This is a genomic window from Massilia sp. UBA6681, from assembly GCF_002454935.1.
Classification (GTDB): Bacteria; Pseudomonadota; Gammaproteobacteria; order Burkholderiales; family Burkholderiaceae_D; genus Telluria; species Telluria varians.
On the sequence record NZ_DKJX01000120.1, the window covers coordinates 160,113 to 174,052 of the forward strand.

The 13,940-nt window shown below is 64.1% G+C and carries 13 protein-coding genes and 4 tRNA genes; all 17 read right to left on the reverse strand.

The genetic code is table 11. From position 1 onward, the window contains the following. Positions 1-57 precede the first annotated feature (57 nt). A complete protein-coding gene (locus B2R83_RS22545) occupies positions 58-705 on the reverse strand; it encodes an NnrS family protein (RefSeq protein ID WP_081925777.1) in 648 nt (215 codons plus the stop codon). 180 nt (positions 706-885) lie between these two features. Continuing rightward, positions 886-959: transfer RNA gene (locus tag B2R83_RS22550), tRNA-Cys, on the reverse strand. Between the two features lie 137 nt (positions 960-1,096). Then, positions 1,097-1,170: transfer RNA gene (locus tag B2R83_RS22555), tRNA-Cys, on the reverse strand. A 74-nt stretch (positions 1,171-1,244) separates the two neighbouring features. Next, positions 1,245-1,320: transfer RNA gene (locus B2R83_RS22560), tRNA-Gly, on the reverse strand. Positions 1,321-1,366: 46 nt separating this feature from the next. Continuing rightward, positions 1,367-1,442, reverse strand: a tRNA-Gly gene (locus B2R83_RS22565). 216 nt (positions 1,443-1,658) lie between these two features. Then, entirely contained in the window at positions 1,659-2,237 is a 579-nt protein-coding gene (gene pgsA / locus B2R83_RS22570; protein ID WP_036207442.1) for a CDP-diacylglycerol--glycerol-3-phosphate 3-phosphatidyltransferase, read from the reverse strand. A gap of 275 nt (positions 2,238-2,512) precedes the next feature. After that, positions 2,513-4,564, reverse strand: coding sequence for an excinuclease ABC subunit UvrC (uvrC, locus tag B2R83_RS22575; protein ID WP_292045218.1), 2,052 nt, complete (start codon positions 4,562-4,564; stop codon positions 2,513-2,515). Between the two features lie 29 nt (positions 4,565-4,593). Then, entirely contained in the window at positions 4,594-4,995 is a 402-nt protein-coding gene (gene acpS / locus B2R83_RS22580; RefSeq protein WP_292045220.1) for a holo-ACP synthase, read from the reverse strand. A gap of 1 nt (position 4,996) precedes the next feature. Continuing rightward, complete coding sequence (locus B2R83_RS22585; RefSeq protein ID WP_292045221.1) at positions 4,997-5,770, reverse strand: pyridoxine 5'-phosphate synthase; 774 nt, start codon at positions 5,768-5,770, stop codon at positions 4,997-4,999. 9 nt (positions 5,771-5,779) lie between these two features. Beyond that, on the reverse strand, positions 5,780-6,580 hold the full coding sequence (gene recO / locus B2R83_RS22590; protein WP_292045224.1) for a DNA repair protein RecO: 801 nt from the start codon (positions 6,578-6,580) through the stop codon (positions 5,780-5,782). Positions 6,581-6,604: 24 nt separating this feature from the next. Further along, complete coding sequence (era, locus tag B2R83_RS22595; protein ID WP_036207597.1) at positions 6,605-7,534, reverse strand: GTPase Era; 930 nt, start codon at positions 7,532-7,534, stop codon at positions 6,605-6,607. An 8-nt stretch (positions 7,535-7,542) separates the two neighbouring features. Beyond that, entirely contained in the window at positions 7,543-8,310 is a 768-nt protein-coding gene (gene rnc, locus B2R83_RS22600) for a ribonuclease III (RefSeq protein ID WP_229445848.1), read from the reverse strand. A 77-nt stretch (positions 8,311-8,387) separates the two neighbouring features. Further along, positions 8,388-8,798, reverse strand: a complete 411-nt coding sequence (locus B2R83_RS22605) for a DUF4845 domain-containing protein (protein WP_292045227.1) — start codon at positions 8,796-8,798, stop codon at positions 8,388-8,390. Positions 8,799-8,817: 19 nt separating this feature from the next. Then, entirely contained in the window at positions 8,818-9,747 is a 930-nt protein-coding gene (gene lepB / locus B2R83_RS22610; protein WP_292045229.1) for a signal peptidase I, read from the reverse strand. Continuing rightward, complete coding sequence (gene lepA / locus B2R83_RS22615; RefSeq protein WP_292045231.1) at positions 9,748-11,541, reverse strand: translation elongation factor 4; 1,794 nt, start codon at positions 11,539-11,541, stop codon at positions 9,748-9,750. A 279-nt stretch (positions 11,542-11,820) separates the two neighbouring features. Beyond that, positions 11,821-12,090: a glutaredoxin family protein gene (locus B2R83_RS22620; RefSeq protein ID WP_292045242.1), complete on the reverse strand. Its 270-nt coding sequence runs from the start codon at positions 12,088-12,090 to the stop codon at positions 11,821-11,823. Further along, positions 12,090-13,568, reverse strand: a complete 1,479-nt coding sequence (locus tag B2R83_RS22625) for a DegQ family serine endoprotease (RefSeq protein ID WP_292045233.1) — start codon at positions 13,566-13,568, stop codon at positions 12,090-12,092. The genes B2R83_RS22620 and B2R83_RS22625 overlap by 1 nt, the downstream gene beginning before the upstream one ends. Between the last annotated feature and the right edge of the window lie 372 nt (positions 13,569-13,940).

The following is a 13,940-nucleotide window of genomic DNA, read 5'->3' on the forward strand; positions in this document are numbered from 1 at the left end:
CCATGCTTGCTGCGACGGGGACAATCCCGATCACGCAAGGGACAGCGCGCAGCCGGTTCAGGAATCGCTGCGCCGAGATTGAACGACGGCTGCCGCAGCGCGTTGCCGATCCGCTCCACCATGTCGAGCGCATGCTATTGCCAGGACGACGCTGACCAAGGCGGCTGTCCCGACCAGTGCGCCGGGGGCGAGCCGAGACAGGCCCAGTATTGCTGCATGGTAAAGGAAATTCAACAGGGCCAGCAAGCACAGCAAGTCAACCAGAACGACGTGTTTCAACATTCGCGACCGTTTGAGAACCCGATAAAACGGCAAAGGGGCCAGAAACAGGAACGCACAGTCGATCGCAGCGAGAGCAGGATGCGGCGCCGCTAACATTGCCCCTCGTCCAGCGAGCCATACGAGTCCCGTTGCCACCGGCCAGATACTGCGCAGCGGATCCAATGCCATCCAATCCCGAGCTGACTTGTAGAGGAAACCAGTGAATACAGCCGCAAGCACACCGAAAATCGCCTCATGCGCAAACCAGCGCGGATCGATATGTGGATGCACCGTCCATTCAAGCGCGCTCGCCACCCATACGAACAGCACGACTACAGCGAGACCTGAGGCCAACGGGTAGAACGGACGCGCCGCTGCGTTGACAACACCGTATCCAATTGTGATGGAGCCTGGAGAAGCGGCCCTGCTGCTCGATACTGGCATTTTCCCGATGAGTGTTTGGACGACAACGCATCGTAGGGGGTGGCGGAGGAACGGGCAATCCGCCGGAATAACTATGGTGTCGGGAAGCCTGCGAAACGCCGCATTGGATCCATGCACGGCAGGCGCAATGCCTGGACGGCTGTATCATCAGCGGCCAGCGGAGAGAACGAACTTGGTATATGGAGGCGAGGACAGGAATCGAACCTGTCTCGGCGGCTTTGCAGGCCGCTGCATAACCTCTTTGCTACCTCGCCAGAACCTATCTTAGACCGATGGCTGCGTTCGGCTGTGTGCTGGCGCAAAGCCACGCATATCTATATGACTCGAATGGCGGAAAGCTGGGGCCGGAAAAGCAAACGGGCCCTGAACAGGGCCCGTGCTTGATACGATCTGGAGGCGAGGACGGGAGTCGAACCCGTCTAGACGGCTTTGCAGGCCGCTGCATAACCGCTTTGCTACCTCGCCAGAGGTAATCTTGGAACAGCTGACCCGGCCGGTTATTTGCCGTATCAACCGAGAAGCAATGTCTTCTCTGAATTTGGAGCGGGAGAAGAGTCTCGAACTCTCGACCTCAACCTTGGCAAGGTTGCGCTCTACCAACTGAGCTACTCCCGCATGGAGTCTTACTTACGCCTGTCGCACCGAGCCATCCGAAGATAACTGGAGCGGGAGAAGAGTCTCGAACTCTCGACCTCAACCTTGGCAAGGTTGCGCTCTACCAACTGAGCTACTCCCGCGTACAGAACAACGATTATCGCAGAACTTTGACATTTTCTCAAGTTTCTCAATCGTGCAACTGATCGTGTCACCTGAAAAACTTGGAGCGGGAGAAGAGTCTCGNNCTACCAACTGAGCTACTCCCGCTTTGTCTTTCATTCTGCTGCGTTGTTGTCGCAACAGGCAGGCATTATAGAGATTCTATTCCGTACGTCAAGGATGACACGGAACATTTCTTACAAGTTTCCTGCCTTTTCCTTAATAAGCGGCCACGCCCGGCGCAGGTAGTAGAACATCGACCAGACCGTCAGCCCGCCGGCCAGCCACAGGAAGTACTCGCCCCAGTACAGGGTGTCGATCCCGAACAGCACGTCATGGAACAGCAGCATCGGAATCGCCGTCATCTGGGCGGCGGTCTTGATCTTGCCGAGCGAACTCACCGCCACCGACTTGGTGGCGCCGATCTGGGCCATCCATTCGCGCAAGGCGGAGATGGTGATCTCGCGGCCGATGATGATGAAGGCGATGATGGCGTTCACGCGGTCCAGCTGCACCAGCACCAGCAATGCGCCGGCCACCATCAGCTTGTCCGCGACCGGATCGAGGAAGGCGCCGAAGGCCGAGGTCTGGTTCCAGCGGCGCGCCAGGAAGCCGTCGAACCAGTCGGTGACGGCGGCGATGATGAAGACCAGGGTCGCGGCAAGGTTGCGGTCGGCCAGCGGCAGCCAGTGGGTCGGGAGATAGAAGACGCCTACAACCAGGGGAATCAGCGCTACACGTAGCCAGGTCAGGAGAATCGGGATGTTGAAAGGCATAGGAAAAACGCTGATTACGGGAATGAAAAGTTTGGGCGACAGTCTACATGGGTATTGCAAATTGGACTAGGTGACTCGTCTGTATGGGGTGCACGGTCGAGTTAGTGGCTGCATAACGAACTTGGATCCCGGCCTGCGCCGGGATGACGTGCTCAAGTAGCGGGCCACAAAGTTGTTCAGACCTTCGCACGAAAGACCGTCATCCCGGCGTAGGCCGGGATCCAATTTTGCGCACCCCGAAAACAAAACCGGGGCAAAAGCCCCGGTCCAGTAACTCAGTGGAGCTGCCTGTATATCTCCTCCGCCAGCGTACTCGAGATGCCCTCCACCGACATCAGGTCTTCCACGCTGGCGTCGATCACGCCGCGCAGGCCGCCGAAGCGCGCCAGCAGGCGCTGGCGGCGCTTGGCGCCGATGCCTTCGATCTCTTCCAGGCGCGAGGCTTGTCTGGCCTTGGCGCGCTTGGCGCGCATGCCGGTGATCGCAAAGCGGTGCGCCTCGTCGCGGATCATGGCCACCAGCATCAGCGCGGCCGATTCCTTGCCCAGCTCCTGCGGCGCGCGGCCGTCGGCGAAGATCAGGGTTTCCAGGCCCACGCGGCGCCCTTCCCCCTTGGCCACGCCGACGATCATCGCGATGTCCAGGCCCAGTTCCTCGAATACCTGGCGCGCCATCTCGACCTGGCCCTTGCCGCCGTCGACCAGCACGATGTCGGGCATGACGCCTTCGCCATTGGCCACCTTCTCGTAACGGCGCTGCAGCACCTGGCGCATCGCGGCGTAGTCGTCGCCCGGCGTGATGCCGTTGATGTTGAAGCGGCGGTACTCGCCGTTCTGCATCTGGTGGTGGTGGAACACCACGCAGGAAGCCTGGGTCGCTTCGCCCGCCGTATGGCTGATGTCGAAGCATTCGATGCGCAGCTCGTCGAGGGTTTCGCTGTCCAGCGACAGCGCCTCGGCCAGCGCGCGCGTGCGCGCCTGCTGCGAGCCCTGCTCGGAGAGCAGGCGCGCGAGTGCGATCTCGGCGTTCTTGCAGGCCAGCTCCAGCCACTGGCGGCGCTGCCCCTGCGGCTGGAAGATCAGGTTGATGCGGTGGCCGCACTGCTCGGACAGAGCCACGATCAGTTCCGGCTGGTCGAACTCGATGTTCAGGATCAGGGTGCCGGGGATGAACTGGCCCGCATAGTGCTGGGCGAGGAAGGCGCACAGGACCTCGACCTCGATCGGGCACTCGCCCAGCGATTCGCCCACGTGGGTCGGGAAGTAGGCGCGGTCGCCGAGGTGGCGTCCGCCGCGCACCATCGCCAGGTTGACGCAGGCGCGCCCGCCCTGCACCACCACGGCGATCACGTCGACGTCGGCGTCGCCCACGGTTTCCATGCTCTGCGCGTGCAGCACTTTCGACAGGGCCTGGATCTGGTTGCGCACGCTGGCGGCCTGCTCGAACTTCAGCTCCATCGCGTAGGACTGCATCTTCTGCTCCAGGTCCTCCAGCACTTCGCTCTGGCGTCCGCGCAGGAAGCGCGCCGCGTTGTCGACGTCGCGCTTGTAGTCTTCCGGCGTGATCAGGTCGACGCAAGGCGCGCTGCAGCGGCCGATCTGGTGCAGCAGGCAGGGACGCGTGCGGTTGCTGTAGACGCTGTCCTCGCAGGTGCGCAGCAGGAAGACCCGCTGCAGCAGCTGGATCGATTCCTTGGCCGCCCAGGCGCTCGGGAAAGGTCCGAAGTACTGGTTCTTCTTGTCCAGCGCGCCGCGGTAGTAGCCCAGGCGCGGCGCTTCGCCGCCCGTGATCCGGATATAAGGGTAGCTTTTGTCGTCGCGGAACAGGATGTTGTAGCGCGGCTTGAGCGACTTGATCAGGTTGTTTTCCAGGATCAGCGCCTCGGCCTCGCTGCTCGTCACCGTGGTCTCCAGGTGCGCGATCTGCGACACCATCATCGCGATGCGCGGGCTCGACAGGTTCTTCTGGAAGTAGCTCGACACCCGGTTCTTGAGGTTGCGCGCCTTGCCGACGTAGAGCACGTTCCCGTTGGCGTCGAAATAGCGGTACACGCCCGGCAGCCCGGGCAGTTTTGCCACAGTCGCCAGCACCTGCTCGCGCGCCGCTTCGGTCGGTTGCACCGGTTGCGCCGCGTCGCCCTTCAATGTCGCTTTCAGTTCTTCTTTCATGGCCTGCCAACTGTCCGGCCGCACGCGTGGCGCGGCGGCCTCAATCTTCCTGATCCTGGGTCTGGCGGCGCCGATGCGCGCCGGCTTCGTTGCCGGGACCGGCATCGCCGTCCCGCCGCTCGCCACATAGGCGACGGTTCCCTCGTCTTCCTTGCTCATTTCCGACCTAAATCGTGCCTACTCGACCTTTATGCGGCCACAATCTTGGTCACGATCACGAAGGCCACCGCATAATCGGCCTCGTCGCTGACGCTCACCTGCGCCGTCAAGCCATTGGCGCGCATGAATTCTTCCAGGGCCCCGCTGCACACGATGACCGGCTTGCCGCTGGGTGCGTTGAGCATCTGGGCCGAGCGCCAGGTCATGGGCATGCGCATGCCCAGCCCGATCGCTTTCGAGAACGCCTCCTTGGCCGAGAAGCGGGTGGCCAGGAAGCGCAGTCCGCGCACCGCGTTCTTGCTGCTCCGCGCATGGTATTTCGCCAGTTCCTCGGGGCCGAGGATCTTCTCGGCGAAGCGCGGGCCGCTGCGCGCCAGCGCCGCCTCGACACGCGAGATCTGGACGATGTCGGTGCCGATCCCGTAGATCATCTCAGGCCCCTGCCCCGTATTGCACGCCGAGGCGCGCCGCCACCATGATGGCCTTCATCTCGCGCACCGCGTTCTCCCAGCCCGCGAACAGGGCGTGGGCGACGATCGCGTGGCCGATGTTGAGCTCGTGGATGTCGGCAATGGCCGCGATCGGCTGCACATTGGTGTAGTGCAGGCCGTGGCCGGCGTTCACGCGCAGGCCGCGCGAGGCGCCCGCTCGCACGCCGAGCTTGATGCGCTCGATCTCGCGCAGCGCCTCCTCGCCTTCGGCTTCGGCATAGCGGCCGGTGTGCAGTTCGATCACGGTGGCGCCCACCGCGGCAGCTGCTTCGATCTGCCCTTCGTCGGCATCGATGAACAGCGACACGCGAATGCCCTCGCCTTTGAGCTGCTGCACCGCCGCCTCGACTTCCTTGTAGTAGCGGATCACGTCCAGGCCGCCCTCGGTGGTGACTTCCTCGCGGCGCTCCGGCACCAGGCACACGTCCTGCGGCTTGACCTGGCAGGCGAAGTCGATCATCTCGCGGGTGACCGCCGCTTCCAGGTTCATGCGCGTGGCCAGTTGCGGGCGCAGCGCGATCACGTCGGCATCCTTGATGTGGCGGCGGTCTTCGCGCAGGTGCAGGGTGATCAGGTCGGCGCCCGCCTGCTCGGCCAGCAGGGCCGCGCGGATCGGGTCCGGATACGTGGTGCCGCGGGCATTGCGCACGGTGGCGATGTGGTCGATGTTGACGCCGAGGTCGATGACGGAGCCAAGGGGTTGCAGGAAGCTCATGTGTGGTCTTTATAGTTGCATCAGGTCGATCAAAATCTGGCGCGTATTCAACGGCGCGCCGCCCAGGTGGTGCGCCAGCAGGAAGCGCATCAGCTGCTTGCTCTGCGCCTGCGTGACCGGGTCGCTGTAATCCTCGCGCTCCATGTCGAGCAGGGTCTTGCCGAGGACGACCGGCCAGACGTCGGCGGGCACGGCTTCGCGCGCGCCCTTTTCGGGGTCCACCACGTAGTCGCGCGCCAGGTCGACCGGGCCGCGCGTCGTGGTCGAGCGCGCCAGGTCGGCGGCGACCCCAGTTTCCTTAAGTAAGGCCCGTTCGAACTTTCGCAAGACGATGGGCGGCGGTTCGCCATGGGCCAGCTGGTTCAATGTCGAGACGTAGTGGTCGAACAAGGTCGGGTGCTTGTCGTCGCGCGCGAGCAGCTTGACCAGCAGCTCGTTGAGATAGAAGCCGCACAGCAGCGCGGTCTTCTCCAGCGGCAGCATGCCGCCGACCCATTCGGCATCGATCAGGGTGCGCAGCTCGGACTTGCCGCTGAACGAGACCGACAGCGGCTGGAAGGTCTGCAGCACGCCGCGCAGTTTCGACAGCGGCCGCTTGGCGCCCTTCGCCACCACGCCCACGCGGCCGAAGTCGCGCGTGAACATGTCCACGATCAGGCTGGTTTCCTTGTAGGGATAGCTGTGCAGGACGAAGCCGGGCTGGCCGTTGACACGGGTGTCGCGCACGGGCGGCCGGCTGCGTTTGGCCGCTACCGGAATATTCGGTTCCGGAGCGTCGATGAGGTCGTCTGGTTGTGCTTGATCTGGCATGCGGTCGGGACGGCCTCCGGGCGCTTACTCGTAACCGTAGGCGCGCAGGCCCGCTTCGTTGTCGGCCCAGCCGGATTTGACCTTGACCCAGATTTCCAGGTACACGGGGCCGTCGAACAGCTTTTCCATGTCCAGGCGCGACTGGGTCGAGATTTCTTTCAGGCGCGCGCCCTTGTTACCGATGATCATGGACTTGTGCGTGTCGCGCTCGACCAGGATGGCGCAGAAGATGCGGCGCAGGTTGCCTTCCTGCAGGAACTGCTCCACCACCACGGTGCTGGTGTACGGCAGCTCGTCGCCCAGCAGGCGGAACACCTTTTCGCGCACGATCTCGGCGGCCAGGAACTTCTCGCTGCGGTCGGTGATGTCGTCCGGCCCGAAGATTGGGGCGTTTTGCGGCAGGTGGCGCTTGATCTCGTTTTCCAGCGCGTCGACCTGGAAGCGCATCTTGGCCGAGACCGGCACGATGGCGGTGAAGTCGCGCAGCGCGGCGATCTTTTGCGCGAACGGCATCAAGACAGCCTTGTCCTTCATGCGGTCCGACTTATTGATGACCAGCACCACCGGGACGTTCTTCGGCAGCAGGTCGAGCACCTGCTGGTCGGCCGGGCCGAAGGTGCCGGCTTCGACCAGGAACAGGATCACGTCCGAGGAGGTGAGCGTGTTCGAGACGGTCTTGTTCAGCGTTTTATTCAGGGCATTGGCATGGCGGGTCTGAAAGCCCGGCGTGTCGACGTAGATGAACTGGGCGTCGTCGCGGGTCTGGATGCCGGTGATGCGGTGGCGCGTGGTCTGGGCCTTGCGCGAGGTGATCGACACCTTGGCGCCGATCAGCACGTTCATCAGGGTCGACTTGCCGACGTTGGGGCGGCCGACGATGGCGATATAGCCGCAGCGGAAGTTCTCCGGGGTGCCGGTGGTGTCGGTGGTGTCGTTGCTGTCGATATTATTCATGGTGGTGCTCATGCGGATTTGCTGCCTGTTTGTTCTGTTCCTGCGGCCCCGTCGGACTGGACCGTGCCAATGCCTGCCAGCTTCAGCTGGGCGGCGCGCGGTTTGCTCTTGCGGGCCGCCGGCGCCTTGGCCAGCACTCCCTGCGCCGCTTCCAGCGCCAGCCGGGCGGCGGCCTGTTCGCCGGCGCGGCGGCTGCCGCCGCGGCCGAAGACCTGCACGTTCAGCTTCGGCACCAGGCACTCGACCTCGAATTCCTGGCTGTGGGCGGCGCCGTGCGTGGCCACCACGTTATAGGTCGGCAGCGAGATTTTCTTGCTCTGCAGGAATTCCTGCAGCAGGGTCTTGGCATCCTTGCCCAGTGTACGCGGATCGACCGAGTCGAGCAGCGGAATGTAGAAGGCGCGGATCACGTCGCGCGCAGCATCGAAACCGGTGTCGAGGAAGATCGCGCCCAGCAGGGCCTCCAGGGTGTCGGCCAGGATCGAGGGACGGCGGAAGCCGCCCGATTTCAGTTCGCCCTCCCCCAGGCGCAGGAACTGCGACAGCTCGAGCTTCTGGGCGATCTCGAACAGCGATTGCTGCTTGACCAGGTTGGCGCGCAGGCGCGACAAATCGCCTTCGTCGAGCTTGGTGAAGCGCTCGTACAGGATCGAGGCCACGACGCAGTTCAGGATCGAGTCGCCCAGGAATTCCAGGCGTTCGTTATGCAGCGCGCTATGGCTACGGTGGGTCAGGGCTTGCTGGAGCAGGCCGGTGTCCCGGAACGTGTAACCCAAGCGTGTTTGCAATAACTGTAGATTCATTGTGCTGTCATGGTTTCACCAGGCACCCAGTGCCCGGAGTCTATTGCCTGTTACTGGGACGCGGTCGCAGCCCCATCTGCTTCCTTGGCGGCATTGACGCCGCTCGGGTCGGTCGTGCCCGCGTAGTCGATCACCAGGCTCACATTGCCCACCAGCGGCACCCGCTTCTCGTAGGCGAAGCTGACTTGCGTCTCGCCGTCGTCGCGGGTGATGGTCAGGTCGCGGCCGTTGATGGCGGTGACGTTGTTCATGCCGGCGTTCTTGTCAAAGGCTACCTGCATTTCGCGCGGCGTGCCGCCAGCTTCCTTGGCGCGCTGAATCGCTTCCTTGATCGCGCTGTACTCGAACCAGGTCGGCAGCAGCTTGAGCGCGAACACGGCGATCACGCCGATCACGGCCAGGACGAGGATCAGGCCGGTCAGGGAAACGCCGGCTTGCTTGCTGGGTGCTTGGTAACGCATTGTCTGTCGATCTCCCGGATTACTGGATGCCGCCAATCCGTTTGGGATTGCCGAAGTTCATCCAGACGACGATCGCCTTGCCAACAATGTTTTTATCCGGCACGAAGCCCCAATAGCGGCTGTCGGCACTGTTGTCGCGGTTATCGCCCATCATGAAATAGTTGCCTGGAGGTACGATACAGGTAAATTTATCGTACGAATAGTCGCAGGCTTCACGGTTCGGGAAATTGTCCACAGCGCCGAGGTCGATCGTGCGCTTGCCCTCGGTGTTCAGGATGCGGTGCGCCACCCCGTTCTCCTTGCCGGGCAGCTGCTCGACGAACTGCTTGTGGTAGATCGGGTGCTGGTCGTCCAGGTAGTCGTCCATCGGGGTGTACTGGACCGGCTTGCCGTTCACCGTCAGGCGCTTGTCTTCGTAGGTGATGGTGTCGCCGGGCACGCCGATGACGCGCTTGATGTAGTCCTGGCCCATGTCCTTCGGATACTTAAACACCATGACGTCGCCGCGCTGCGGGTCGCCCACTTCGATCACCTTCTTGTTGACGATCGGCAGGCGCACACCGTAGGCATACTTGTTCACGAGGATGAAGTCGCCCACCAGCAGGGTCGGCACCATCGACGAGGACGGGATCTTGAACGGCTCCCACAGGAAGGAGCGCAGGATGAACACCAGCGCGATCACCGGGAAGAAGCTGCCCGAGTACTCGATCCAGGTCGGCTGGCGCAGGTGCGCCTGCTCGATGGCGGCGCGCCCGTTGCCGCTGTCGACCTTGATGCCGTCGGCCGTGAGCTTGCTGGTGCGGGCGTCGTATTCGGCCAGGGCGGCGTCCGCCTTGCGGCGGCGCGCCTTGGCCAGCACGAACACGTCCAGGCACCAGATGACGCCGGTGACCACCATCAGGACGAACAGGATCAGAGCAAAATTGCTCAGGATGGGTTGCATATCCATTTATTTTTCTTCCACCTGGAGGATGGCCAGGAAGGCCTCCTGCGGGATCTCCACCGAACCGACCTGCTTCATGCGCTTCTTGCCGGCCTTCTGCTTCTCGAGCAGCTTCTTCTTACGCGAAATGTCGCCGCCATAGCACTTGGCCAGCACGTTCTTGCGCAGCGCCTTGACGTTCTCACGCGAGATGATGGTGGCACCGATCGCGGCCTGGATCGCCACGTCGAACATCTGGCGCGGGATCAGTTCGCGCATCTTGGCCGCCACCTGGCGTCCGCGGTAGGGGGCGTTGGCGCGGTGCACGATGATCGCCAGCGCGTCGACCTTCTCGCTGTTGATCAGCATGTCGACCTTCACCACGTCGGCGGCGCGGTATTCCTTGAACTCGTAGTCCATCGAGGCATAGCCGCGCGAGGTCGATTTCAGGCGATCGAAGAAGTCGAGCACGATTTCCGCCATCGGGATCTCGTAGTGCAGCTTGACCTGGCGGCCGTGGTAGGCCATGTCCATCTGGACGCCGCGCTTGCCGTTACACAGGGTCATCACCGCACCCACGTACTCTTGCGGCATGTACAGGTTGACGTCGACGATCGGCTCGCGCACTTCGTTGATCTTGGACGGCTCCGGCATCTTGGACGGGTTGTCGACCCGGACCATGCTGCCGTCGCGCATCTCGACCTCGTACACCACGGTCGGGGCGGTCGTGATCAGGTCCATGTCGAACTCGCGCTCGAGGCGTTCCTGCACGATCTCCATGTGCAGCAGGCCGAGGAAGCCGCAGCGGAAGCCGAAGCCCAGCGCCTGCGAGACTTCCGGCTCGTACATCAGGGCGGCGTCGTTCAGTTTGAGCTTTTCCAGCGAATCGCGCAGGGCGTCGTACTGGTTGGCCTCCACCGGGAACAGGCCGGCGAACACCTGCGGCTGGACTTCCTTGAAGCCCGGCAGCGGGCTAGGGGCCGGCTTGGCGGCCAGGGTGACGGTGTCGCCCACCTTGGCGGCGGTCAGTTCCTTGATGCCGGCGATGATGAAGCCCACCTGCCCGGCCGACAGCTCCGGCAGCGAGACCGAGCGCGGGGTGAAGACGCCGATGTTTTCGACCAGGTTCACGGAACCGGTTGCCATCAGGAGGATCTTGTCCTTCGGGCGCAGGGTGCCGTTGACCACGCGCACCAGCATCACCACGCCCACGTAGGGGTCGTACCAGGAGTCGACGATCAGGGCCTGCAACGGCGCGTCCTTGTCGCCCTTGGGCGGCGGCACCTTGGCGATCAGGGTTTCCAGCACGTCTTCCACGCCCAGGCCGGTCTTGGCCGAGCACACGGTGGCGTCGGACGCGTCGATGCCGATGACGTCCTCGATTTCCTTCTTGGCGTTGTCCGGGTCGGCGTGCGGCAGGTCGATCTTGTTCAGGATCGGCACCACTTCCACGCCCAGGTCGAGCGCGGTGTAGCAGTTGGCCACGGTCTGGGCTTCCACACCTTGCGAGGCGTCGACCACCAGCAGCGCGCCTTCGCAGGCCGACAGCGAGCGCGAGACTTCGTAGGAGAAGTCGACGTGGCCCGGGGTGTCGATCAGGTTCAGGTTGTAGGTCTGGCCGTCGCGCGCCTTGTACTGCAGCGCCGCGGTCTGGGCCTTGATGGTGATGCCGCGCTCGCGTTCCAGGTCCATCGAGTCGAGCACCTGCGCGTCCATCTCGCGCTCCGACAGGCCGCCGCACAGCTGGATGATACGGTCGGCAAGGGTCGATTTGCCGTGGTCGATGTGGGCAATGATGGAGAAGTTACGTATGTTGTTCATTAACAAAGCTCAAAAACCAAAAAGGCCGCGGGCAGCGCGGCAGGCTACGACAACGAATAGGGGCAATGCAAAAAAGCGCTCCGTGAGGGCATGCCGGCCCCCGGTCGAAGCGCTCGATGAAGCGAATGAAAAGCGTGGGCGGCAGGCTTGCGATCGGCCGGCGCTTTTCCGACCCCGGCATTTTACCGGATTCCGCGCCGGAAAGCCCGGTTTTGGGGGCGGCGAAGGGTAGAAAGGCCTGTTTTTGATTATCCGGGAGACAATGGCAGGGTTTGCGGATCAGGCAGCGGCCCGGACGCAGGCGTCGGCCCAGCCGCGCGCCGCCACCGGGTCGAGGAAGTAATGACACAGCTCCTCGCCCTCCGGGTCGCCATACAGCACCGGCACCAGCTCGTCGAAACGCGCCACCAGCGCCGGGTCGGCGTCGACGTCGACCACGGCGACCTCGAAGCGCTCCCCGGGCTGCTGCAGGGCCAGCAAGGCCTGCAGCATGTCTTCGCACAGGTGGCAGTAGCTGCGCGAGTACAGCGTGAACGGAACCGCGCCCATCATTGACGCGGCTTCACGACGACGTACTGGGTGACGTCCTCACGGCGCACCAGGAGGGCCACCGGCTTCTTCGGATCGAGCTTGGCGACCAGGCCGTTGAACTGGGCCACGCTGCTCACCGGGCTATTGCCCACCTGCGAGATGATGTCGCCCGGGCGGATGCCGGCCGTGGCCGCGCTGCCCTCGGCATTCTCGACCAGCACGCCGCCGTCGACGCCGGCTTCGGCGCGCGCCGCCGCCGGGATGTCGGAGACCACCAGGCCGAGCGCGTTCGGCGCGGCGCCCGGGGTCGGCTTCTTGGGCGTCGGGCGCGCGGTCGGGGAACGCTCCTCTTGCAGTTCGACGATGGTCACCGGCACGTCGAGCTGGGTGCCGCGGCGCCATACGGTGACGTTGGCGCGGCTGCCGACCTTGGTGGCGCCGACCAGGCGCGGCAGGTCGCGGGTGGTCTCGATCGGCTGGCCGTTGAATTTCAGGATGATGTCGCCGACCTTGATGCCGCCCTTCTCCGCCGGGCCGCCGGCTTCGACCATCGACACTTCGGCCCCGCGCGCCTTGCCCAGGCCGAGCGACTCGGCGACGTCGCGCGTGACTTCGCTGATCTGCACGCCCAGGCGCCCGCGCGTGACCTTGCCGGTGGTTTTCAGCTGGTCGGCCACGCGCATGACCTCGTCGATCGGCACCGCGAAGGAAATGCCGTTGTAGGCGCCGGACAGCGTGGCGATCTGCGAGTTGATGCCGATGACCTCGCCGCGCATGTTGATCAGCGGGCCGCCCGAATTGCCCGGGTTGACCGCCACGTCGGACTGGATCAGCGGCAGGTATTCGCCGGTGTCGCGCGACTTGGCCGAGATGATGCCGGAGGTAACGGTGTTGTCGAGGCCGAAGGGGGAGCCGATCGCCACCACCCATTCGCCGACCCGGATCTTGCTGGAGTCGCCGGTGCGCAGGTAAGGCAGGTTGCTGGCCGAGAGCTTGAGCAGGGCCACGTCGGAACGGCGGTCGGCGCCCAGCACCTTGGCCTTGAATTCGCGGCGGTCGGTGAGCGTGACGGTGACTTCGTCGGCGCCTTCGACCACGTGGGCATTGGTGAGCACGAAGCCGTCGGCGGAAACGATGAAGCCGGAACCGACGCCGCGCGTGACCTGCTCCTCGGCGCCGCCCTGCCCGCCCGGACGGCCCTGGCCGCGCCCGCCGCCACGCGGAATCTGACCGCCGAAGAAGCGGCGCAGGAATTCCTGCATCTCCTCCTCGCCCGGCATGCCCTGGCCGCGCTGCACGCGCTCGGTGGTGCGGATGTTGACCACGGCCGGGCCGACCTTGTCGATCAGGTCGGAGAAATCGGGCAGGCCGGTGACGACCGGGGTCTGCACCGGCGCCGCCGCCATGGCGGTGTGGGGGAGGAAGGCACAGCTCGCTGCGACCAGCAGGGCCGGCAGGAACACGCGAAGTGGACGATGCTTGGATGGACGGGTCATGGGCTTGGCGGTGGAAGGCTGAGATTGACTTTATGGTAAGCCAAAATACGCGCTTTGTCGCGCCGTACGCGGGCATGCCGCGCCCCCATCGAAGGTGGAAAAGGGATGTGGAACAAGCCGAAGGACTTATATACGGAATGAATCAGATGAGCTGTGTGATATGCCGCACATATCAGCGATGCATGCGCCGGCGTCTTGTGCTGGCCGGCCGGCCGTCAGGCTAGAGGCGCTTGACGGCCGCCGGGCTCGTATCGGCAACGGGCGCGTCGCGCGGTGTCGCGCCCTGCCCGGCCATCTTGCTGCCGCCCAGCGATTCCGCCCCCGCCACGACCGCCGGTGCGATCGCCGCCAGCGCATCGGCCGCTGTCGCCG

What these genes read in the sequence shown, in the direction of transcription:
- B2R83_RS22545 (WP_081925777.1), bottom strand. Translation starts at nt 705, where the DNA reads ATGCCAGTATCGAGCAGCAGGGCCGCTTCTCCAGGCTCCATCACAATT.
- pgsA (WP_036207442.1), bottom strand. Translation starts at nt 2,237, where the DNA reads ATGCCTTTCAACATCCCGATTCTCCTGACCTGGCTACGTGTAGCGCTG.
- uvrC (WP_292045218.1), bottom strand. Translation starts at nt 4,564, where the DNA reads ATGAGCAAGGAAGACGAGGGAACCGTCGCCTATGTGGCGAGCGGCGGG.
- acpS (WP_292045220.1), bottom strand. Translation starts at nt 4,995, where the DNA reads ATGATCTACGGGATCGGCACCGACATCGTCCAGATCTCGCGTGTCGAG.
- B2R83_RS22585 (WP_292045221.1), bottom strand. Translation starts at nt 5,770, where the DNA reads ATGAGCTTCCTGCAACCCCTTGGCTCCGTCATCGACCTCGGCGTCAAC.
- recO (WP_292045224.1), bottom strand. Translation starts at nt 6,580, where the DNA reads ATGCCAGATCAAGCACAACCAGACGACCTCATCGACGCTCCGGAACCG.
- era (WP_036207597.1), bottom strand. Translation starts at nt 7,534, where the DNA reads ATGAATAATATCGACAGCAACGACACCACCGACACCACCGGCACCCCG.
- B2R83_RS22605 (WP_292045227.1), bottom strand. Translation starts at nt 8,798, where the DNA reads ATGCGTTACCAAGCACCCAGCAAGCAAGCCGGCGTTTCCCTGACCGGC.
- lepB (WP_292045229.1), bottom strand. Translation starts at nt 9,747, where the DNA reads ATGGATATGCAACCCATCCTGAGCAATTTTGCTCTGATCCTGTTCGTC.
- lepA (WP_292045231.1), bottom strand. Translation starts at nt 11,541, where the DNA reads ATGAACAACATACGTAACTTCTCCATCATTGCCCACATCGACCACGGC.
- B2R83_RS22620 (WP_292045242.1), bottom strand. Translation starts at nt 12,090, where the DNA reads ATGGGCGCGGTTCCGTTCACGCTGTACTCGCGCAGCTACTGCCACCTG.
- B2R83_RS22625 (WP_292045233.1), bottom strand. Translation starts at nt 13,568, where the DNA reads ATGACCCGTCCATCCAAGCATCGTCCACTTCGCGTGTTCCTGCCGGCC.